The sequence below is a fragment of the Pseudoalteromonas sp. McH1-7 genome (genome assembly GCF_013366255.1).
In the GTDB taxonomy this organism is placed as follows: domain Bacteria; phylum Pseudomonadota; class Gammaproteobacteria; order Enterobacterales; family Alteromonadaceae; genus Pseudoalteromonas; species Pseudoalteromonas peptidolytica.
The window spans coordinates 1-21,519 of the sequence record NZ_JABWPQ010000017.1 but is presented as its reverse complement, the minus strand read 5'-3'; the positions used below and the strand labels follow the sequence as shown (position 1 = coordinate 21,519).

At 42.5% G+C, this 21,519-nt stretch carries 14 protein-coding genes; 7 read left to right on the top strand and 7 right to left on the bottom strand.

Annotated elements, in window-relative coordinates; all coding sequences use genetic code 11:
• Position 1 precedes the first annotated feature (1 nt).
• From HUZ36_RS12895 to HUZ36_RS12875, 5 genes are all read right to left on the bottom strand, one after another.
• Positions 2-2,185, bottom strand: a complete 2,184-nt coding sequence (locus HUZ36_RS12895; protein WP_176033061.1) for a beta-ketoacyl-[acyl-carrier-protein] synthase family protein — start codon at positions 2,183-2,185, stop codon at positions 2-4.
• Complete coding sequence (locus HUZ36_RS12890) at positions 2,178-3,674, bottom strand: AMP-binding protein (protein ID WP_176033060.1); 1,497 nt, start codon at positions 3,672-3,674, stop codon at positions 2,178-2,180. The genes HUZ36_RS12895 and HUZ36_RS12890 overlap by 8 nt, the downstream gene beginning before the upstream one ends.
• 33 nt (positions 3,675-3,707) lie before the next feature.
• The gene (locus tag HUZ36_RS12885) at positions 3,708-4,001 is read right to left on the bottom strand and encodes a phosphopantetheine-binding protein (RefSeq protein ID WP_125254186.1); all 294 of its coding nucleotides are present in this window, start codon (positions 3,999-4,001) and stop codon (positions 3,708-3,710) included.
• 137 nt (positions 4,002-4,138) lie between these two features.
• Positions 4,139-5,758, bottom strand: coding sequence for an HAL/PAL/TAL family ammonia-lyase (locus HUZ36_RS12880; RefSeq protein WP_125254187.1), 1,620 nt, complete (start codon positions 5,756-5,758; stop codon positions 4,139-4,141).
• Positions 5,759-6,441: 683 nt separating this feature from the next.
• Positions 6,442-7,101 (bottom strand): hypothetical protein, encoded by a 660-nt coding sequence (locus HUZ36_RS12875; RefSeq protein ID WP_125254188.1) that lies wholly within the window; start codon positions 7,099-7,101, stop codon positions 6,442-6,444.
• A 276-nt stretch (positions 7,102-7,377) separates the two neighbouring features.
• Here HUZ36_RS12875 and HUZ36_RS12870 point away from each other — a divergent pair, with 276 nt between their 5' ends.
• Both HUZ36_RS12870 and HUZ36_RS12865 read left to right on the top strand, forming a co-directional pair.
• Complete coding sequence (locus HUZ36_RS12870) at positions 7,378-7,971, top strand: ATP-binding cassette domain-containing protein (RefSeq protein WP_176033059.1); 594 nt, start codon at positions 7,378-7,380, stop codon at positions 7,969-7,971.
• Position 7,972: 1 nt separating this feature from the next.
• Complete coding sequence (locus HUZ36_RS12865) at positions 7,973-9,046, top strand: DUF6136 family protein (RefSeq protein WP_176033058.1); 1,074 nt, start codon at positions 7,973-7,975, stop codon at positions 9,044-9,046.
• A 219-nt stretch (positions 9,047-9,265) separates the two neighbouring features.
• Here HUZ36_RS12865 and HUZ36_RS12860 read toward each other — a convergent pair whose 3' ends face one another.
• Positions 9,266-11,233 carry a winged helix-turn-helix domain-containing protein gene (locus tag HUZ36_RS12860; protein ID WP_176033057.1) on the bottom strand — a complete coding sequence of 656 codons (1,968 nt, stop codon included), beginning with the start codon at positions 11,231-11,233 and terminating at the stop codon, positions 9,266-9,268.
• 189 nt (positions 11,234-11,422) lie between these two features.
• Here HUZ36_RS12860 and HUZ36_RS12855 point away from each other — a divergent pair, with 189 nt between their 5' ends.
• Positions 11,423-13,681 carry a DUF5916 domain-containing protein gene (locus tag HUZ36_RS12855; protein WP_176033056.1) on the top strand — a complete coding sequence of 753 codons (2,259 nt, stop codon included), beginning with the start codon at positions 11,423-11,425 and terminating at the stop codon, positions 13,679-13,681.
• Positions 13,682-14,014: 333 nt separating this feature from the next.
• On the opposite strand, the gene fadE is transcribed toward HUZ36_RS12855, so the two are convergent.
• Positions 14,015-16,468, bottom strand: coding sequence for an acyl-CoA dehydrogenase FadE (gene fadE / locus HUZ36_RS12850; RefSeq protein ID WP_128732444.1), 2,454 nt, complete (start codon positions 16,466-16,468; stop codon positions 14,015-14,017).
• Positions 16,469-16,993: 525 nt separating this feature from the next.
• On the opposite strand from fadE, the gene HUZ36_RS12845 reads away from it, so the two are divergent.
• The 4 genes from HUZ36_RS12845 to HUZ36_RS12830 all read left to right on the top strand — a co-directional run.
• Complete coding sequence (locus HUZ36_RS12845) at positions 16,994-17,314, top strand: DUF6419 family natural product biosynthesis protein (RefSeq protein ID WP_125254195.1); 321 nt, start codon at positions 16,994-16,996, stop codon at positions 17,312-17,314.
• Positions 17,315-17,396: 82 nt separating this feature from the next.
• Positions 17,397-18,521, top strand: coding sequence for a 4-phosphoerythronate dehydrogenase (locus tag HUZ36_RS12840; protein ID WP_128732445.1), 1,125 nt, complete (start codon positions 17,397-17,399; stop codon positions 18,519-18,521).
• 37 nt (positions 18,522-18,558) lie between these two features.
• Positions 18,559-19,575 (top strand): aspartate-semialdehyde dehydrogenase, encoded by a 1,017-nt coding sequence (locus HUZ36_RS12835; RefSeq protein ID WP_125254197.1) that lies wholly within the window; start codon positions 18,559-18,561, stop codon positions 19,573-19,575.
• A gap of 288 nt (positions 19,576-19,863) precedes the next feature.
• Positions 19,864-21,519 (top strand): FimV/HubP family polar landmark protein (locus HUZ36_RS12830; RefSeq protein WP_303246183.1); only part of this gene is annotated, 1,656 nt, incomplete at its 3' end.

Below are 21,519 nucleotides of genomic sequence, written 5' to 3'. Positions count from 1 at the left end.
GTTATTTCCTTACTGTTCGTAAAATACATCCCGTCATACTTCCCGCGAGATTAACGCTCAGGAGAAGGGTTTGATCTAACTCGGTATTATTCGTTGGTGTATTTAGTGCGTGCATTAAAGCTTGCACCGCTAACTCAGTACTATGTCGTGGTACGCATTGAGGTTGATACTTGATAAGTTGCGCTTGTGGTAAATGACAATCTAAGCTGGCTGCGATTGCACCAAAGGCGCTGTCGTGATGGGCACTTAACACGATATTGCCGACTCGACTCAGTTTCCTAGCGTGAGCTTTCAGCAGCTTATCTAGTGAATTAGGCTGTTGTGTATCATTGATTTGAATAAACTCGATTATTTCAGCAAGGGGTTGGTAACCTGCAGGCAATACTGCGCTGGTGGCAAGTAGTGCTGCGCTAGCAAAATGGCCAATATCCGCATTGAACTGATGGGCAGCCCACACTTGCTTTGACAGCGCTGTGTCATCTTGTGACCCACATACCATTGCGTAACGGCTACGGCCTTCACGCATATCAAGCGTTGCACTCCATAAAGCATGTAAAAAATCGTTACCTAAGTCACTCACGCACGTAGCGGAGTTTTTGAAACCAAACCCCAAAGCTAGCTGCCCCAAAGTGGCATTGACGACTGTGTTTGGAAAATGCGTGCTTTTAAGCTCTGCAATACCTTCACAGAACGACGCTAAGTTTTTATTGAGTGTTTCTGACGAGCCTATGGGGTTAGCGTAGTACGCGGCGAACTCGGCAAGTGGTAATTGAGTTAGGTCAAGTTCACTGTCTTGCAATGCAAACTGGCAGGCGCCCAAGGCAAATTGGGTTACATTTGGCGTACGACGCTGAAATAGCGATGGGAATTGCTTTTTCAAGTTAAACTCACTAAAGCCATCGGTTTTGTTTTCTCTGGCGAAGTAGACTCTTTCATCACAGAGGCTGGTGGCGGTGAGTAAATAAACTGGTTGTAGCGATTGACTGGGTATGGGCTTTTCTTGGTGACTAAGTAGCATGCTAGTGTTATGACCGCCAAATGCTGAGTTAGTCACGGCAAAGACATCGACAGTGTGAGACTTTGGCTGGTTAGTGACTAATTGATAGTCTTTGCAGCATGGTCTAACTGAATCAACCCCAAGTGTTGCGGGTAATAGTCCGTCATCTTGGCTAACAAGTGTTGAGATAAGCTCTACCGCACCGGCTGCGCCAAGGGTATGGCCAAAGTAAGATTTGCTGCTGGAAACCCATGCTTTTTGCATCGCCTGAGTGCCAATTGCCGTTTGAATGCCATTGAGCTCTGCGCCATCGTTTGCAGGAGTACCGGTACCATGACTATTGATGTATTCAATATTGCTGGCTGTAACAGGCGCAAAAGAGAGTGTTTGTAATAGCGCTCGGCGCACACCGTCGCCTTCAGGGTTGGGAGCGGTGGCGTGGTGCGCATCTAAACTAGAACCTGTAGCCAGCAATTGATAGCGTGCCGCCCCACCGCGTTTGTTGATATGTTGTGCTGACTCGAAGATTAAGAAACCAGCACCTTCACCAAGGCTTAAGCCCATTTTTTCACTATACGGGGCACAAGGTTCAGGACTCAGTGATTGTACCGATTGAAAGCCACCATAGACCAGCTCACTTAGCGCGTCGGCGCCACCTGCAATCACTACATCAGCTTGGTCGTTCTCAATAAGTTGTTTGGCAAAAGCTATGGCGCTGCTGCTTGCTGTACAGGCTGAGGTAAACGTCATTATCGGCCCCTGAATACCAAAGTGACGGCTTACATCAGTTGCTATCTGATGTGGAGGGTAAAACTTAAATCCTTTTTGATGTTTACCTTTTATGCTCTCTATTAATGAAAACATGCCACAGTTAGCATTACCTAAAATAAAAGCAACCCTAGTGTTGTCGACCTCGCCTAATACTAAATCTGCATGTGTTAGTGCTTCTTCTACAGCATGGATGGCATACTGACTTGCCAGATCCATTTCATAATTATCCGCAACATATGCTTCAAAATTGACGGCGAGCGCTCCCACATTATGTGCAAGCCCCTGAGTGTCAAAACGGTGAATACGGCCGATCCCCGTACGGTTTTTTTTGATGCAAGTCAGCATCGCTTGGCGATTTTCGCCAGCAGCACAGAGTACGCCATATCCAGTGATGAAAGTTTCTTGTTTATTATTCATGTACGCTTTCCTGTAGTGCCGAGAGGGTGATTTTGCCGAGTTCGTTTTCAGGAAACTGCGCGAGAAAATGAACTTGTGGCGTGGGTAAGTCTTTAAACCAACTCCTAATATCTTGAAGTGCTGGTGTGTGTGACAATCCTTCGACAAAGGCGACTAGCTCGCCTCCTTTATTGTTATTACTATCTTCAATAAAAAAGACCTTGTGGCGCAGCCCGGCAAAATGCTCCGTGAGGACTTTTTCGATACTTTGTAATGAGAAACGCTTACCGGCATATTTAAAAATCTGATCAGCTCGACCCGCGTGAGAAAACTGTTGGTGGCTGCTAAAGACCAGTTTGTCTTTGAGTTCAAATGCTTCACAATCAACCACTAAAAATGGGGAGCGGAGCATCGTTTTTTGCTCAGCATTTTGATAGATGTCGACGACACTAAATTTGGTAAATAAGGTTTCGTTACAAGCAAGTGGCCGATACCCAATACCGCCAGTTTCAGTACTTCCTAGTACCTCAAAAGCACGGATTGATAACGCTTTTTGCTCAGTCAATTGAGTTAGCTTTTGCTCCTTCTCACCTTTGAAGGGGGCACCAGAGCTAATCAAGTAATGGTGTTGGTAACTGATTTGATCTGCAACAAAATCAAACATGGTTGGTGTCAATATCACGGCAATATGCTTGTTTTTGATAGGTTGTAAGTCCGGTGTCGATCCCAGCTCATAGCAAACAGGCTTACCAAGCTGGAGTGGGAGCATAAATGCCCAAATAAACCCAAACATATGGCGAATATCGACACACGCACAAAAGTAATCGACGTCGCCAAAGCCAAAGGTATCGGCAAAGGTAACAGCCTCAGCATGAAGAGAAGCGATGGACTTTTGCCAAATTTGCGGCTTACCAGTACTACCCGAGGTTTCAAAGCCAATGGTTTTATCGCTATATTGTTGTAAGAACTGGGTAATGGAGCCTGGTTGTACTACCTCATGTTGAGGTGTGATGACTAAGTCTTTCCAACTAAAAGCATCTTGTGAGGTTGTAGCGGTGGCACAGAGTACAGGTGTGATGTTATGTGCAAGTAAGATCATCACACTTTTAATAATATCGCATGGTGCACTATCTTTTATTACTCTTACTGTGCCGGTAATCTCAATATCTTTGCTTGCCTGAATAAGCGTTAATAGTGCCTGTTCACCTAGTGCGGAATGTTGATCTGTCCAAGTATCTAACAGGCTAGCTTGCTTTTGCTGTGTAAGCTTGGTGATGATTTGTTCTGCTAGTGTGTTCAGAGTAACAGTGCTCAATTCGCCCAAATCACTGAGCTTGAATGCTTTCTTACATGCTGCGGATAACTGCATGAGGTCGACCGAATCGAGAAATAGTGGCGCCTCTAGCAAGTTGGCATCATCATCTAATAGGTTTAATTGTTCTATATCTACTTCTAACTCAGCTTCAATCAGCTGTATGAGTGTTGAACGAATGGCACTGTTTGTTTGCATGGTGTCCTTCCAAGCGAAATGGTTACTAGTAGATCAACAAGCTTCGGCAGTCGCTTTAGCTGCAACTTGCTCGTGCACAAATTGAGCTAATGTAGCGACATTTTTCATTTTTTCCTGAATGGTTTGTTCTGGGTAATCTTTAAACTTGAGGCTGTATTGCTTCTCAATCGATACCACAAGGTCTAGCACTTCAATGCTATCCAAATCTAAGCCATCACCGATAAGCGGGGCGTCATCCTCGATTTCTTCAATGCTGTCTACTACTTCCAAATTATCAACAATGATATCTTGCTTAATAAATTGTGTTATTGACTCTAAGTTACTCATTTTTATATCCTTTTTGATTTTTGTGCGGTGTGTGTTAAGCGACTCTTTGAGAGTTTTGGAGCAACAGCAGCCTGTGGCTGACGTATTCACACGTCAGCCAAGTAAGTCTGTCAGCTCAAAAAACGGCTCAGAGAGGTTTATTGCTCGTTAAAAAGGGCATTAACCATGTTGTTGATTTCAGCATCCATCGGTCTGTCTTCGATTACAGGCTGGAAGTTGCTGCTAATTTCGTCGAAAAACTCACGAGAAAGCTGGTTGAGTTTTTCCGCTTTCGCATCTTTTCCATCAACATAAAATGCCTGTCTGATTGCCATTGCCTGAATGGCAATAACTGGCTTGATAAGATCGGTAATACGGCGCAGATCTCGTGCAGCAATGGTTCCCATGCTCACAATATCTTGGTTTAATGCTTCTGTTGTGCGTGAAAATACTGACATTGGGCCTGCATTTTTTAGCGCTTCAGCAACAAGCGAAGAGGAGGTGATCTGCATTGCCTTGAAGCCGTGGTGTACCCATGCTTTGTCGCCTAAGTCATCGCGGGCCACTAAGTTGTTAGAAATGCCGCCATTTAGACGATCGTCAACTAAAATGCCCAGCTCGCGCTCAAGTAATGCTCCCATGTTTGCAACCAGTGGCTTTAAGGTATCGCATACCGCCGCAACGTGGCCGCCGTAAAAATGTCCAGCATTGAGGATAAGGTCATTTTCATCATCAAAAAGTGGGTTGTCATTTACTGAGTTGATCTCTGTGGTGAGAATTTGTGAGGCCCACATTTGCGCGTCAATTAATGGCCCCAATACTTGTGGTGAGCAACGAATTGAGTAGCTATCTTGTAGTCTGAAGGTTTCCTGTTTACCAAACTCGATATTGTCGTCGGTACGATTTCTGCGCCCTAAACGTTGATCAACATTGGTTAGGCGCTCGAGTATTTTTGCGGCACAAATTTGTTGGCCACGGTGTGGTTTTAATTCGTGTACACGTTTATGGAATGGAGAAGCACGACCTTCTATCAGTTCTACATACAGGGCAATTAGCTTACAGCTAAGGTCAATTGCACGCTGAATGTCTTTGAGTGCATTGGTTGCGATGGCTGACATCACAGAGGTGCCATTCATAATTGCAAGGCCTTCCTTAGGCTTGAGTTTGTAAGGCGTTATATTGAGTTCTTCCAACACCTCAGCAGTATCACGAATTTGTCCTTGATAATAGACTTTGCGTTTGCCGCCAAGTGCAGCACCGATATATGAAAGTGGTGTTAAGTCGCCGCTAGCACCAACAGAACCCATTGCAGGAATCGCAGGAATAATACGGTTGTTTAAAAAGGTTTCCATTTGAGATAGCAGTGCCCAGCTTACTCCTGAAAACCCTTTGGCATTACAATTCATGCGAATTAACAATGTGGCCGCACAGTCAGATTCTGACAGATAATCGCCTACACCACAGCCATGATAAGCGATAAGGTTTTGTTGCAACTCTTCGGAAAGTGAAGTTGAAATTCGGTTGCTTGCTGAGTTACCGAAACCAGTTGTTACACCATAAATGTCTTCTTGATTGGTTAGTTTGTCATCAAGGTATTGACGATTCTGATCGATTCTTGCCTTAAGTGCTAACTCATCTAGTTTAACTTTAGAAGTTGGTTGACCTGCATACTCTTGTACTGACTCTAGAGAAAGTGATTGATCTTGCGAGATAAAAACAATACTACCGAGCTGCTTCTCGACCTGAATTGTTTCCTTTTCTGTGTTGTACTGGTTCATGACTTTCCTACTCTGACTAAAATAATGATTCTGATTGTGTTGTTCACAATGTTTATTTTTGCTGTAACTGACATACTCTATGAATGTGAGTTACACCCTGTTATAGGCGAGTACTACTTAACCAACGTCCCGTGAGTTCTAAACCTGTTTATATGTTCAATTCTATCGCGATACTATTGTCACTATTTTTGTTACATAATTATTTTGTTTGTAAATAAAAATTATTAAATGTGATTTTTTGATTGTTGTGTTTTAAGAATGGCGGCTAGGTTAAGTCTGAGATTTTGGGGTGTCAACACTGAAAATTTGCCATTTTAATGTTAATTAAACCTAACGTTAAAATAATTGAAATGTTAAGTTTTGGTGACAGGGAAGAGTTGTTAATCACTATTTTATATCTTAATGAGATATAAAGAATTAATTTATTATTAAAGTGAATGCTCTATTTTTTGCAGGGGTAAAAAGTTTAATAAAACTGACTTATGACAAATGTCACTATTTTCAATGGTCGGATGAGGGAATAGATAATATTGATGAAAGTGTTCAAAAAAGTGAATTTTTTATGGATGTAGAGTCCCGTAAAAAGGTATGATTTATTCTGTGATTATTGAGGTTGCATGGATTGAAGTTATACCGCGCTGAGAAGCGTACCCGTATCCAGCAACCAAAAGCGTTAGACTTTTTTAATACTCTAGTACCGTACTTATTAGACCAGCTTCTCCAACCACTAAAAGGTATGAGCGATCTAAAGAGGCGTTACACAGACTCAGTACTTTGTCGCCCATCATTATATCTTCGTTACAGTCATTGACTTGATACCAACCAGTTACTTCACCTTTTGTTACTTCCACTTCCTGCTCATTTATGCTCAACTTCATTGATGCTGTGGCTAAGATACGAACGGTAAATTGATTATCATGATCCTCTTTAGACTTGCGTACTAGTTGGATATCCAAAGTGTCATTAGCCTGCTGCATGACTACAAAATGATAATCTTTGTTATTGCTTACTTTGACCTTCTTTTGTTCTATCATTCCCAGCTTATTAATAGACTCGGCATAGAAGCTAATTTCTCTATTAACATTGTGCTCATGTGTAATGCGGGTCGGCGCAGAGTTGGAGGGTAAGACTTTGACTCGATATTTTTCATCTGCGGCATTACGCTCATCGCCATCTAATTTTGTATTAGCAAGGTGGAATGCAATTTCATAATCGGTGGCATTCACTAAATTGTATTCATTCTTGTATAGATCAGAACCAAAGTTGGCAGTCTCAATATCTTCTGATGAACAGGCAACAGCTAAAATACTAAGTGTAGTAATAGCAAGCGGGCGAAAATTCATTATTGATCTCCTTAATCAATGTGTTGAATTACGAACTTAATCAGATTGCGAAGAAAGAATATAAGATGGCCAAATGAAACGTTGCTTAATGATGTTCGGAATATGTTAAAAACTGTAAGTAGAAAGACTTTGTAACAAAAAGTGGTACGTTGTATTTGCGAGATACGCTTTTAACTCAGTGATTATTATTGAGATTTGTTATATGTTAGATTTTTAATCTGCTACAAATTTAAACAAAATAATAAATTCCAAATTTTTAATGGAATAAAAGGTAACATGATAGAAATTAATAATATTGATAAGTATTTTTCTAAAAATGCTTTATTTAAAAACTACTCTCAGAAATTTACTCATGAAAAAACCTGCCTGTCTGCGCCCAATGGTATTGGTAAAACAACATTGTTATGTATGATTGCAGGAGTAGACATTGCGTTCAGCGGACAGATCTTGTTGCAAAATAAAGAAGTGAAAAAACGACAAAACTGTGTCGCGTTAGCTTCGGATAATATTCCTTATCCTAGTTTCTTACCTGCTAAAGAGTTACTCAATCTCACGTCGACAGCATGGCAATGTGACTTTCCAGCCGAGCTTATTCACGACTTTCAATTTGACCCATTTTTAAACACGCGTTACGAAGACCTATCCTCTGGTAACAAAAAGAAGCTTCAGCTTATAAATGCGTTGATGCGTAATACACCTTATCTACTATTGGATGAACCCACGGCAGCTTTGGATGCAGCAGGTTGCGAATATATCGTCGAAGTGGTCAGCAATTATGAAGGCATGGTGCTGATGACAAGTCACGAACCAGAGCCATTTCTACAAGTAGGTTTTCACTGCGTGCCGCTAATTCCAAAACCGAGCAACTGATATGCTTTATTATTACCGTTACAGAAAAGCATCTTTTGTTTTATCTCTCCAAGGGATTGGCCAACAGATACAACAATTTGGTCTTATGATTGCGGCGCTGTTCCAAATCTATTTACTAGGCTTTATTGCGATATTATTTATGGGGATAGGTAAAATAGTTGAAAGCGATAGTCCCGCGACACAGGTGCAAATTGCGTGGGGATTACTTGCAGCGCAGAGCTTTATTTTGTTGGTATTTCGAGATGCCGTGCTGGACTCGACACATCGTCGCTATCATCACACCATATTGACCCAAACGATTCATCAAAAGCTAGCCGATGGCGTATCTCTGCTTATTGTTCATCCTTTATTATTGATGAGTTTGATTATTTGTTATTCGATGGGACTTGAGAAACTGACACAAGCATGGCAGCTAATATTGTTTGTCGTAACGCAGTTTTTTGTCGCGGTTTGTTTTATTTATCGTCCGCTTGGTACTGGAAGTGGGTTGTTACTTGCGGCGGCCATAGCGCTATATACGACTAACATTACGTGGTACTTGGTTGCTTTAAACCTCATTATACTGGGATGTTCAACGCTGCTGCCACGCACACTCTTGATGTCAATATCTGTTACGGGGTTAGCGACATTTTGGCTAAGTTTTGCCTATAACCACTACTTTGTGTTGCTTTGGCGAATTGTGTTGAGTGCTCTGGTGCTGTGGTTTGGTGTAATTTTAGAAACTGAACGTCCAGATTTAGTTGCCAATTATGTGCCGGGGCTTGTGACTTTAATTTTATTGTGGTGGTCGAGCCTGGCTATCGATCTAAAACCTGAGATATACGGTCGTGTGGCATATTGGTTGAGTCTCGATAAACTGCAATCGGCTAAGCAGAGCATTTGGATAATTGTCCTGACGGCAGCCATTGGCTTTTCCGTACCGGTTTATATTTTGTTAGGGATGACTGTAGTCAGTTTATTGCCTTACGTTTTTCTACCACTTTTGGTTTTAAGTGCATTAAAAGGTCCACAACATTTAGCCATGACTTGGCTCAGTACTTTAGTACTTAGCTATACAGCGTTTGTGCTTTTTTAATACCAATTTTCTTAATTAAGTGGTCTATTTTGAGGCGAGAAAATCTTGTCGATAACACCGCTTCCGCGTCCTGCTCACGCCGAGGTACCTACGTCCTGTAGGCAAGGCAAAAATTTTGCTATTTAGTTGTTCTAAATAAGAAATTTTTAACGCTGTTAGCGTCAGATTTACTCCTTCAAATTGAGTATGTATTAAGTCAAATTGGTATAATACCAACTGCTAATTTGCAGCTTCAGAAAGGCGAGTCAGTTTTTTGATATCGCCTTCGATACTCTCCATTCTCGCGATGAGCAGATTGCCAAGGGCGTCGATATCGTAGTGCCAGATCAGGTGGCCTACTTTTTTAAGTCTAGGCTGTTGCTCTGGCATCAATGTGAGTTGCCAAATGTAGTCCTTTTTTGACCAAGCAGATTGCCAATAGATGTCGTTGCCGCGAATTCTTAAGTTACTAAATTGATTAGTTTGTTTTTGACTTAGCGAATATTTATTTATTGCTTCTGAGTCGCTTTCGAAGAGCGTTTCGTACTCAAGCAGTAGGGGTTGTTGTAGCACAAACCAAGTTTGTCTTGTGGGGTGATAAAAGACAAAATCCGCTGCGCTTTGATGGCTACTGATAAGCGCCCCAGACAAACTGTATTGATTTAAAGTTTCACCGTCATAAGCCCATAGTGTCTGTTCATCAATCCAGCCCATGCTTCTGACTGGCTGACTCAGTTGAGAGTCGAACTGAGTGAGTGGACGTTTTCGGTCGTATATCACTAAATCGTTATCACGGTTTGAGGCCAAATAGTTTAGCTCTGGGCTCCATACTAAAAAGCCAACGTACTCATGTCCCTGATGAAAAGAAAGCTGGCTGATTTTATCATCGCGATAAAGATACACCTCGCATACGCCGCTGCGCCTAGACATAAATGCGGTTTCCCCCAAGCTGTTGGTCAGTGGCAGGTAATCGATGCTTGAGCTTGAAAATAAGGGGAGGTTGTCCCGGTCTTTAATATTAACTTGGAAGCTTTCTAATGCGGCAAAAATATCCCCATGTTGATCGCTCGAAAAGCTTGTATAGAGGCCAATCTCCGTTTCTTTTATAGCCTGAATGTCACCGTCTCTAAAGTGCCGTGACAAGCTGCCATATTGACTCGCAATCACGGCTTGATGATAAATATCAAATGCCACGGAAGTCACAGGGACAGGCCATTTTATATGAACCGTACCATCGAGTGTTTGAAGTCTTGCCAGCCTCTGTTTATCTTGCACTAAGTAATAGGTTTTGCCTCCCCAACCTCGAATTGCCATTTTTAACTGCTCATTGGCTGCCAAAGCGAGTGGCAGTTTGACCATTTGATGGGACTCTAGCCGGTAAAGGTGCGCTGCTTTGGCATTGTATTGGCCGAACGTTAAAATAAGTTCCTTATCATTTTTCCAGACAGGTTTAGTACCAACCTGACAGGGGATAATTTGAGAGCTGTGGAAAAATTGCCCCGCAGCAGTCATCACGTGAAGTTGACAGCCACTGCCTTGATATTGCCAGAACGCCAGCTTATCTGAGTCGGGGCTCCAACTTGGAAAACTAATACGAGAGTCGAAATGGTGTGCATTTAACTGATAGCCTTGCTTGTTGGCAATCACAAGGTGAGTAAAATCTTTAATGTAGGCGATGAGATCTTGGCTTTGGTGGGCATCAACGTCAAATTCAAGGCCTAGATCATGGCTAAGGCTCGAGGTTTCGTAGCGTGATGGTGTTTTTTCAGTCGGTGTTTGATTAAAAAAGGCGATTGCGCCAAAGCATAACACTGCCATAACAACGGCGCTAAAAGAGAAAAAGTGGGACTTGGTTATTGTTTTTACGGGTTTTATCGTATGCTGAGACACCTTATCATGGCTTGTAAGTGGCGCGATAAAGCGATAACCCCGTTTGGGGATAGTTTTGATATAAATCGGATTTTTAGGGTCATCCCCAAGCACTTTTCGCAGTTTAGTCAGTAGCTGATACAGGCTATTAGGTTCGACAACCGCGTGTTGCCATAGCTTCTCAGTAAGCCAACATTTCTCTAGTACTTCGTTATGATGCTCAATAAAAAGTGCGAGTAACCTTGCCATTTGTGGCTCAAGTTTTACGGTTTCTTGGCTTTGCCTATGTGTTAGGCAGTCTTGCTGGAGATCAAACTGCCAATGTCCAAAACAAACCATCTCTACTTCCTGTGCCTGCACGCTGAGTACCAATTTCAATAATCAAAGCCAATTGTTCCTATAACGTTAGCGTTTCTTAAGATTAAGTCAATGTTTATAAAGGTTAAGTCAGCTTTCTTCAGAAAAAGTTAAGAACTTTTTACGGCAAAGTTTGTTGCAATAGCAGGCATAACTCTGAGGAAAGTATGTATGAATAAAAGCAATAAATTTTGGCTTGGTTTAAGTTATCCCATAATGGTAGGAGCTGTACTTGCGGAACCTATCGTGATTGATGGTAAGTTAAATGAAGCGCAGTGGGGCTCTGCTACGCACTTTGAACAATTTGTTCAGGTTGTGCCTGTAACTTTGGCATCTGCCAATGACAAAATTACAGCAAAAGCCTTTGCAACCACCGACGGTGTTTATATTGGTATTAAAAACTTCCAGCATAAAGCCGAGCGTAAGCGACAATTCAATATCCATGACCGCTTTATGCAAGCTGACTTCAATCGGGTAGTTGTGGACTTTTCAGGTGACGGCAGCAGCGCATATCAATTCTCGGTGACATTAGGTGGCGGCTCGCAAGATGGTGTTGTAACCCCAAGCTTAAACGTGGATTACGATTGGGATGGGGACTGGCACTATGCCAATCACATTGACGATACGTATTGGACCACAGAGTTATTGATCCCTTGGCATACCGTGTCGTTTCAGCCGGGAGATGAGCAGGGGCTTAAAAACATTGGGGTTTCGGTACAATTATATGAGCTTAAAAGTAATTTTATCTATGCAAACCATGAGGATACAACAGCAAACAACGACTTCTTTTTGTCTATGCCAAAGATCGCAGCACATATCCCCGCGCATTCTCAATTGGCATTTGTGCCTTACTTTGCGCATCAAGCTCAATTTGCACCTCTAAGCACTTCGCCTTCCGAGCGCCAACATCAGTTCGATGTTGGTTTTGATTTATTCTACAAGCCTTCTCATCATCAGAAGGTAAGTCTTGCCGTGAATCCCGACTTTGGCCAGGTGGATATCGATGATGTTGATGTGAATTATTCGGCCGTGGAAACGCTTCGCACCGATAAACGTCCATTTTTCACCCAAGATATCAGCCTGTTTGAAGTTGCTGCACTTGAAAGCACTAAGCTTATTCATACCCGTCGTATAGGGGCATCAAGTGATGATGGTACACGTGCAATCTCCCCCATAGATGCTGCGCTACGATTTGTACATAAAGGTAAGTCGGTACAATTTGGTACTTTTGCTGTGTCTGAGTCGGACTTTTCGGATGATATCGGTAAGCAGTTTTTTGCCGCAAGAGCTAATTATCGCACGCAAGATTGGCAGGCTGGTGTGCTTGCAACCAAAACAGACAGACCGCTTCTTGAGCGTGATGCCACAAGTTATGCCCTTGATGGTCAGTATCGTAGTGATACTTGGTCTTTCAAAGGTGCGCTATTACAAACTGAGGTAGAAACACAAAAGCAACGTGTTACAGGTGAAGGTGTATCGCTAGAGGCGGAGTATCAACAGTCGTTACAGACAAAGTTCGCTGCGCGCTACTTTGCAGTGGATGACGAATTTGATAATCGTGATCTCGGCTATATGAAACGAAACGACTGGCAGGTGAGAGAGCTTTATGGTGAATACTCAATGCATCCAAAAGACAGCTGGTTTACCAGATTAAAGCAGTCACTCACATTAAGACATGAGCAAAATAATGCAGGAACAGGCTTAGCGGCCAGACAAGCATATTTAGCACAGTTTTTGCTGGCAAATGGTGGTCAGCTCAATCTCGGTCTAGATTATTACACCAGCGGTAAACAAGATAATTTAGGGCGAGGCACAGAGATGTTTGAAATGCCAAGTCGTACGGAGTCTCGGGTATTTTATCAAAGCCCTTATGTAGGAGATTTTTCTTGGGCTGCAAGTATAGAGCTTGACCAAGAGGGAATATCAGGCTCAGCACAGCAGTACGCCGTGGATTTGACGTGGATGCCACATTATAACTGGAACCTTAAGTTGAGTAATTTCTTTAGAAGCGGTGATGGCTGGCTAATGGCAAACGGGCACAACCGCTTGAGTGAATACGACAGAGATGAGTTTTCCAATAAATTTGAATTTAATGGCCGGATCACTGACAACCTTGAGCTTAGTGGTTCGCTACAGTGGACGGTACTTGAAGCGCGAAGTAAGACAATTTATCAACTTACCAATGGTGATCTTCGCGAAGTTCATGGTGACACGAGTTTTGACGATAGGCGCTTGGCGAGCCAGATAAAACTGCGTCATCGAATGGGGGCATATTCAGACATTTTTTTAGTGTATCAACGAGGAGGAGCAAACTTTTTGACACTTGAAAAGTCTCAGGTCGGGCGCAGAGATTGGTTTGGTAGTGTTGCCGATTTATGGCAACAGCCAGTGCAAGACTTAGTGACGTTTAAGGTGCGATATTTATTTTAAATCACTAGAGCTGTGTTCCCCCGGCTCTAATACCAATTTTCTTAATTAAGTGGTCTATGTTGAGGCGAGAAAATCTTGTCGATAACCCCGCTACCGCATCCTGCTATCGCCAAGGTACCTACATCCTTGTAGGCAAGGCAAAAATTTCTTATTTAGTTGTTCTAAATAAGAAATTTTTAACGCTGTTAGCGTCAGATTTACTCCTTCAAATTGAGCAAGTATCAAGTCAAATTGGTATAATCTGCCAAGAAAAAAAGGTCAGAAAACTCTGACCTTTATCCACGCTAATTGCTATTGATAGTATGGTTTATACTACCTAATAAACAAAAGTAGTTATGCTGCGTCTGCCTTAGCTGACTCTTTGGTTCTCGCTTTACCAGCAAGTAATTCTTCAGGGTCAAAGTCATCAACGTTGATAACGGCAAGGCGTTTTGCTTCAACGGCAGTTAATTTCGCTGCTTCGTCTTCGCTTAGTACGCCAGCTTCAAGCCCCATTGCTGCTACTTTATCAAGCTGCATAAACGGTAACTTTTTACCAGTACCACGGCATACCTTTTCAAATAAAGGCTCTACGGCAAGAATGTCTTTTAGCGTTTGTTCTTGCTTACCAAGCAAGCACAGAGGCTCGTCTTTTAAGTAGATGTGTGTTGCAAGACGGTCACGGGTTTCGCTAGGTACTTGAAGTAGCTGAGCAAGTTTATGCTCCATTTTGTCGGTTGGTTTACGAACCGGACGACCAAATGGGAACAATACCACTTTCAATAAGCCACGTAATGCAGCAGAAGGCATGTTGTTAATTAAGTCAGCAAGGGCACGTTGGCAAAGATATAGGTGCTCTTGACAAGACCATTGCACAAACGGTAAGTCTTCTTTACGACGACCTTCATCGTTATAGCGCTTAAGCGTTGCTGAAACCAAGTATAGGTAGCTTAATAAGTCGCCTAAACGTGCAGATATACGCTCTTTACGCTTAAGTGAACCACCAAATACAGCCATACAAATATCAGACATTAATGCCAAAGATGCACTGTAACGGGCAGCATTACGGTAATAAACTGCGGTTTCATCGTTAAATGGTACTTTGGTGAAACGTGCACCGGTCAGTGCTAGCCATTTAGTTCTTACCAAGTTCGACATGGTGAAACCGATGTGACCCATCAGGGATTTGTCGAAGCTGTCAAGCGCTTCTTGTTTATCCTTGATAGAGCAAGCTTCAAGTTCAGCCAGTACAAATGGATGGCAACGAATAGCGCCTTGACCGTAGATGATCATGTTACGGGTTAGGATGTTTGCACCTTCTACCGTAATTGCAATTGGTGCACCTTGGTAACCACGGCCAACGTAGTTGTTTGGACCTAGACAAATTCCTTTACCACCATGAATATCCATAGCATGGATGGTGGAAGCTCGCATTTGCTCGGTTAGGTGGTACTTTAAAATGGCAGAAACTACTGAAGGTTTTTCACCTAAATCTACCGCGCCAGTTGACATGGTAACCGCAGCATCAGAGCTATACGCGTAGCCACCCAGTTTCGCAAGTGCTTCTTCAATCCCTTCCATTTTACCAATAGGTAGTTTGAATTGACGACGAATACGACTATACGCACCACTTGCCACTGCAAGAGATTTAATACCACCGGCAGAGTTTGAAGGAAGCGTAATAACACGACCAACCGACAAACACTCAACTAGCATGCGCCAGCCTTGTCCTGCCATTTTTGCGCCACCGATAATGAAATCGAGTGGTACAAAAACGTTCTCACCTTGTGTTGGACCATTTTGGAATGGCACATTTAGAGGGAAGTGGCGACGACCAATTTTTACACCTGGTGTGTTAGTAGGAATCAGGGCACAAGTAATACCTAGCTCTTCTTTATCGCCTAGTAAGCCGTCCGGGTCACGCATTTTAAACGCCAGACCAAGTACAGTCGCAACGGGCGCTAAGGTAATATAACGCTTGTTCCACGTTAAGCTAATACCCAGCACTTCTTTGCCTTCCCATTCGCCTTTACACACAACACCAAAGTCAGGGATAGATGAAGCATCAGAGCCTGCTTCCGGTGACGTTAATGCAAAACAAGGGATTTCATCACCCACTGCTAGGCGAGGTAAGTAATGTTCTTTTTGCTCTTCAGTACCATAGTGCTGAAGTAGTTCACCTGGGCCTAACGAGTTAGGTACGCCCACGATAGACGATAGCAAAGTTGATTTACTAGTAAGCTTTTGTAGTACACAAGATTGCGCGTAAGCTGAAAACTCAAGACCACCGTATTGCTTTTTGATGATCATCGCAAAGAACTTGTTGTCTTTTAAGTATTGCCACACGTCTTGCGGTAAGTCCGTCAGCTCGTGCGTAGCTTCCCAATCGTTAAGCATGGCACACACTTCTTCAACTGGACCATCCAAAAACGCTTGCTCTTCAACGCTCAAGCGTGGCTTTGGAAACTGATGAAGTTTATCCCAGTTTGGGTTACCACAAAATAGGTCGGCTTCCCACCACGTAGTACCAGCATCAATCGCTGACTTTTCCGTTTCTGACATTGTTGGCGTAACTTTTTTGAACGCTTTAAATGCCGGAGCCACGATGTACTGCTGACGCAGGTTCGTTACTGAAAGCGGAATAACAATCGCTAAGAAAATTAACCAAGAGATAATGCCGAATGCACCCGCAAAGGTGCCAACGAGCATAGTAACTGCTGCAATCCCGATAGCGGTATTCCAGCTTGCGCGATGATAACTTGCTGCACTGAGCAAGACAATCAAAGCGAGAACAAATATAAGTGTCATGTTGTTCTTCCTTATAAGAGGTCTGACCACCCAGTTAGACTAGCTGGTTAACGCTGATATTTCAAGCGTCTTGATATCATCACGATTAATTAATTGCAGTCTGTTTGTGACAATTTATTTACGTGTGCCACACATATTTGAAAATCACCGTAAAACCAGCAGTATTTTTAACTTCGGTAGTGTTAGATACTTTTGAAGTGTAAGTAACGTAGTGCAATGTGGCGAAAATGCACATGAATTTTCTTTCAAAAAATCCCTAGTTCTGTCCACTATAATTGCCAAAACTTCATCTAAGGTTGATATTGAAATCTATTATAAAGCTTCTACACTTTGGAGTGCCTTATCTGAAAAGTAATGTATTGATGGACTGCAAAGGAACAGCAAAATAGTGTCATCTACTTTTTCGGTTTTGGTATTACTTGCTCATTTTTAGTAGAGCAGTTGGTAACTGATTTATCTTTCATTTTGCCACTGACTTCTCGAGTAAAGTGGTGATAGTTGTTGTCTATGTTAAGGAGAAACAAGATGCAACAGAGTATATTTTGCCTCATTATTATTTTAGCCTTCGTTGCGATGTTAGCGGCTTTTCATTTACTTCCAGAAGCTGTAATTTTTAATGTTTTTAGTAGCTTATTTGCAGCCTTGATTGGCTATCGTTCATACACTCGATGGGCACTTTTGTTATGCTGTATCAATGTACTCGCGATGACCTTTTGTCCCTTACTTGACTCTGGTGGTTGGTTAAGTCTTAAAGGTGCGGTGGTGTTTGTATGTTGTGTGATGTTTTTTGCGATCGCATTTGGATGCAATAAGGAAGTAGCTCAGAATAAAAGGTTTTATTATTAGTTACCTACCTTGCCATGTTAGACTCCCGTCAGTGAACAGTTTTCGCACTTGAACTTGATAAAATTGGTTATAGGGAACCCCGATGCGTATATTAGCCGATCAAAATATGCCCCTGGTAGAGTCTTTTTTCTCAGATATTGGTGAAGTTATCCGTTTTGACGGCCGCAACCTGCGCCCAGAAGAATTAAGCGATGCTGATATTCTCCTTACTCGTTCAGTGACTAAGGTGAATGAAGCCTTGTTAGCAAAGGCCAAGCAACTTAAGTTTGTTGGTACAGCAACTATCGGTATTGACCACATCGATACACAATTACTGGCAAGCTCAGGTATCGCATTTAGCAGTGCACCTGGGTGTAACGCGATTGCAGTGGCAGAATATGTGATTAGCGCTATCATGGCCTATGCACAAGAAAGCGGCACTTCCTTGCAAGGGAAAACCATTGCTATTGTCGGGGTTGGGAATATTGGTAAATGTTTAGCTGCAAAAATTGGCGCGTTGGGCCTCAAAGTATTGCTGTGCGACCCGCTAAGATACCAAGACGGCAGTTTGGACTCTCATATCGAGCTTGATGATGCACTCAAGGCCGCAGATATTGTTTCATTTCACGTTCCACTTGTAAAAAATGGTGAGCATAAAACCATACATTTATTGAATGAAGCACGAATTGCGTCATTAAAGCCAGGTATGGTGTTAATCAATGCAAGTCGTGGTGATGTTATTGATAACCAAGCTTTATTAAGGGCGCTAGAAGGCGGGCAGGCGTTAGAGTTGGTACTGGACGTGTGGGAGAATGAACCTAATATTTTGCAATCACTACTACCATACGTACGTTTTGCCACTGTACATATTGCTGGCCATACACTCGAGGGCAAAGCGCGTGGTACACAAATGCTATATGAAGCGGTTTGTAATACGCTAAATCTTAAGCTGCAAAAAACGATAGCTGACTTTTTACCTAAACCTAGTGTTACTGCATGTAAGCTGCAAAATACAGCAAACGAGAACGACTTACTAAATTTGGTACATCTGGTGTATGACGTCCGTCGCGATGATGGCATCATGAGAGCTAACTTAACTTCACAAGGGTTTGATGCTTTGCGTAAAGCATATCCTGTGCGCCGAGAATTTAGTACAATTGAATTAAATGATGACTCTCCAATCAGTGACAAGCTTTATCAGCTTGGCTTTTCAAAGTGCAGCAGCTAATAACTTGATTGGTATATTACAGAATTGAGGAAGAACAATGTCGCAAAAATTTAATGTTGCGGTGCTTGGGGCAACAGGTCTTGTTGGTAAGCAGATTATAGAACTATTAGCAGAGCGAAAGTTTCCAGTGGATACACTTTATCCGTTGGCGAGCAGTCGCAGTGCGGGTGAAGAGATTGACTTTAAAGGTGAAAAAGTAGAAGTCATTGATGTTGAAACTTTTGATTTCGCGAATGCGCATATTGGACTGTTTTCTGCCGGAGGTTCGGTATCAGAAAAGTACGCGCCGATTGCAGCGGAAGCTGGGTGTGTTGTGATAGACAATACTTCTCACTTTAGATATGACTTTGACGTACCATTAGTTGTTCCCGAGGTTAATAAGGAAAGCTTAGCTGACTTTAGAAATCGTAACATCATCGCTAATCCAAATTGCTCTACAATTCAGATGTTAGTTGCACTCAAACCAATTTATGATGCGTATGGCATCGATAGAATAAATGTGTCAACGTACCAAGCGGTATCAGGGGCAGGCAAAGAAGCTGTTGATGAGTTAGCCAAGCAAACAGCTAACTTAATGAACGCAAGACCAATGGAAAATGAAGTTTTCACGAAACAAATTGCGTTTAACGTTATTCCACAGATTGATGCTTTCCAAGAAAATGGCTACACCAAAGAAGAAATGAAAATGGTGTGGGAAACTCAAAAGATCTTAGGTGACTCTAGCGTGTTGGTAAACCCAACAGCAGTTCGTGTCCCTGTATTTTTTGGTCACGCCGAGGCTATTCACCTTGAAACACGTATGCCTTTTGATCTAGAGCATGTAAAGCAGTTACTGGCGGATGCACCTGGTGTTGAGTTAATTGAAGATGAAACCGATTACCCAACACCGGTCAGCGACGCAAGCGGTAATGATACTGTATACGTGGGTCGAGTAAGACAAGATATTTCGCATCCTCTAGGGCTTAATCTATGGGTTGTTTCTGACAATACTAGAAAAGGTGCGGCAACCAATAGTATTCAAATAGCTGAAGCATTGATTGAAAGTTATCTTTAAGGTGCTTTGTTAAGCCGGTCCCCCCTTAAAGTTTTAAAAATAGCTGACCATTGCGGCAAACTTATGCCAATAAGTTTGCCGAAAAGTCAATTAGTTGACTATTCTTCTTCTATATTATGCTTTTTCTACATCAGCAAAAAGCATTACAACCATGTTAACTTTCAATACGTTGCAATGGATATTCAGGTGTAACTGGTTTATAGTTTGCATTTGGAATAGAGCTTGCTTCAAAGCCATAATAATAAAATGTCGTTTAACGAGTGTTAAACATTTGAGTAAAGGATCGGCATGCGCGGTTTAGCCTTTTTTAGTATCTTTGTATTCGCACTACTTGCAACACCGGTATACACCCAAGAGGGGGTAGTGTTAAAGGGCCCTAAAGGGGTTGACTACGGGGCTCAAGGTCGATCTATAGGGCCTATCAGACCCACGGATACACTATGGCGAATAGCACAAAAAGTGCGTCCGGACGATTCAGTCACTATTTATCAAGTGATGAAGGCCCTCTATGACAAGAATCCGAACTCATTTTTAGATAAAAACCTCAACCACATGCAGTACGGTACCTACCTGCGCATTCCAACCATTAATGAAATCCGCAGCGTAGATCCTACGCTTGCCAAGCAAAAATCCGATCAGGACGATAGGCTGTGGGACATGAAACGCAAAGGGCTGCTAAACCCTAATGCGATAGAGCAAGCGGATAAAAAAGTCACACAAGCGCGCAAAGTCGACGTTGAAGAAGCAAAAGAAGACCTAACCAACCAATTACGCTCTTTAAAAATGGAGCAAGATATGCGGTTGATGGACTTACAAAAAGAGTTCAAATCTTCAGTGCGCAATGTAGAAGAGATCCTGTCAGAAAATAATAAGTTGAAGCAGCAACTTGGTGCGATTTCCACAGAACTTCAAACAGTACGAACTCAGCTTGGTAAAGATAGTGAAATACAACAACAACTTAAAGCGGTAATCGACCTGCAAAATGAAATGATTGAACAACAGGCCGCGCAGGCAAAAGCTGAGGAAAGCGACGGTTTGGGAGATTTCTTCAGTTCTATGCCAGGTATTGTGTTGTTAGCGACTTTACCGGCACTACTGGCGCTTGCTGGGTTCATCATGTTTATGCGCAGAAAAAATCAAGCACCTCAAGCTGAAGATGATGATGAGTTTTTACCAAGCACACCTGCTGCAGGAGCCACAGCCACAGCAGCTGCCGCGACATTTGCAGCAGAGCCGGATCCGCTAGATATTGGTGTCGGTGATGAGGATACTTTAGGAAGTAGTGTACAACTCGATGATGACATACTGCCAGAGGATGATGAGATCACATTTGACTCTCTCGACGATGATTTTGAAGATGGCAACGATACACTAGATCAAGATGAACTTGATAGCTTACTAAATGAAGATATTTCGTTTGACGACAGTCATGAAGAAGACTTTATGCAGCAAAGCTTCGAGGACTCTAGCGATGAGATCCCTCTAGATGTTGACGATAGCAACGATATCTTGAGTGACGGTGATTTAGACGATCTCTTTAATGAGCCTCAGGATGAGGAGGTCGACGTTAGTGATGATGCGCTGGCTGCATTGAGTGAAGAACTAGCTGATGAACAAGTCAGTGCAGAAACTAACGATGACATTGACTCCATTTTAGATGGTGCATTGGATGAAGAGCCTGAATTCAATGGTGACCTTGAAAACGAAAGTTTAATCAATGCTGATGATATTGATGCTTTGTTGAACGAAGCACAAGATGAATCGCAACCAGAGCTGGAAGAAGAGCCGGATATACTTGCAGGGGATGACATTGATGCTTTGTTGGACGAAGCACAAGATGAATCACAACCAGAGCTAGAAGAAGAGACGGATATACTTGCAGGGGATGACATTGATGCTTTGTTGGACGAAGCACAAGATGAATCACAACCAGAGCTAGAAGAA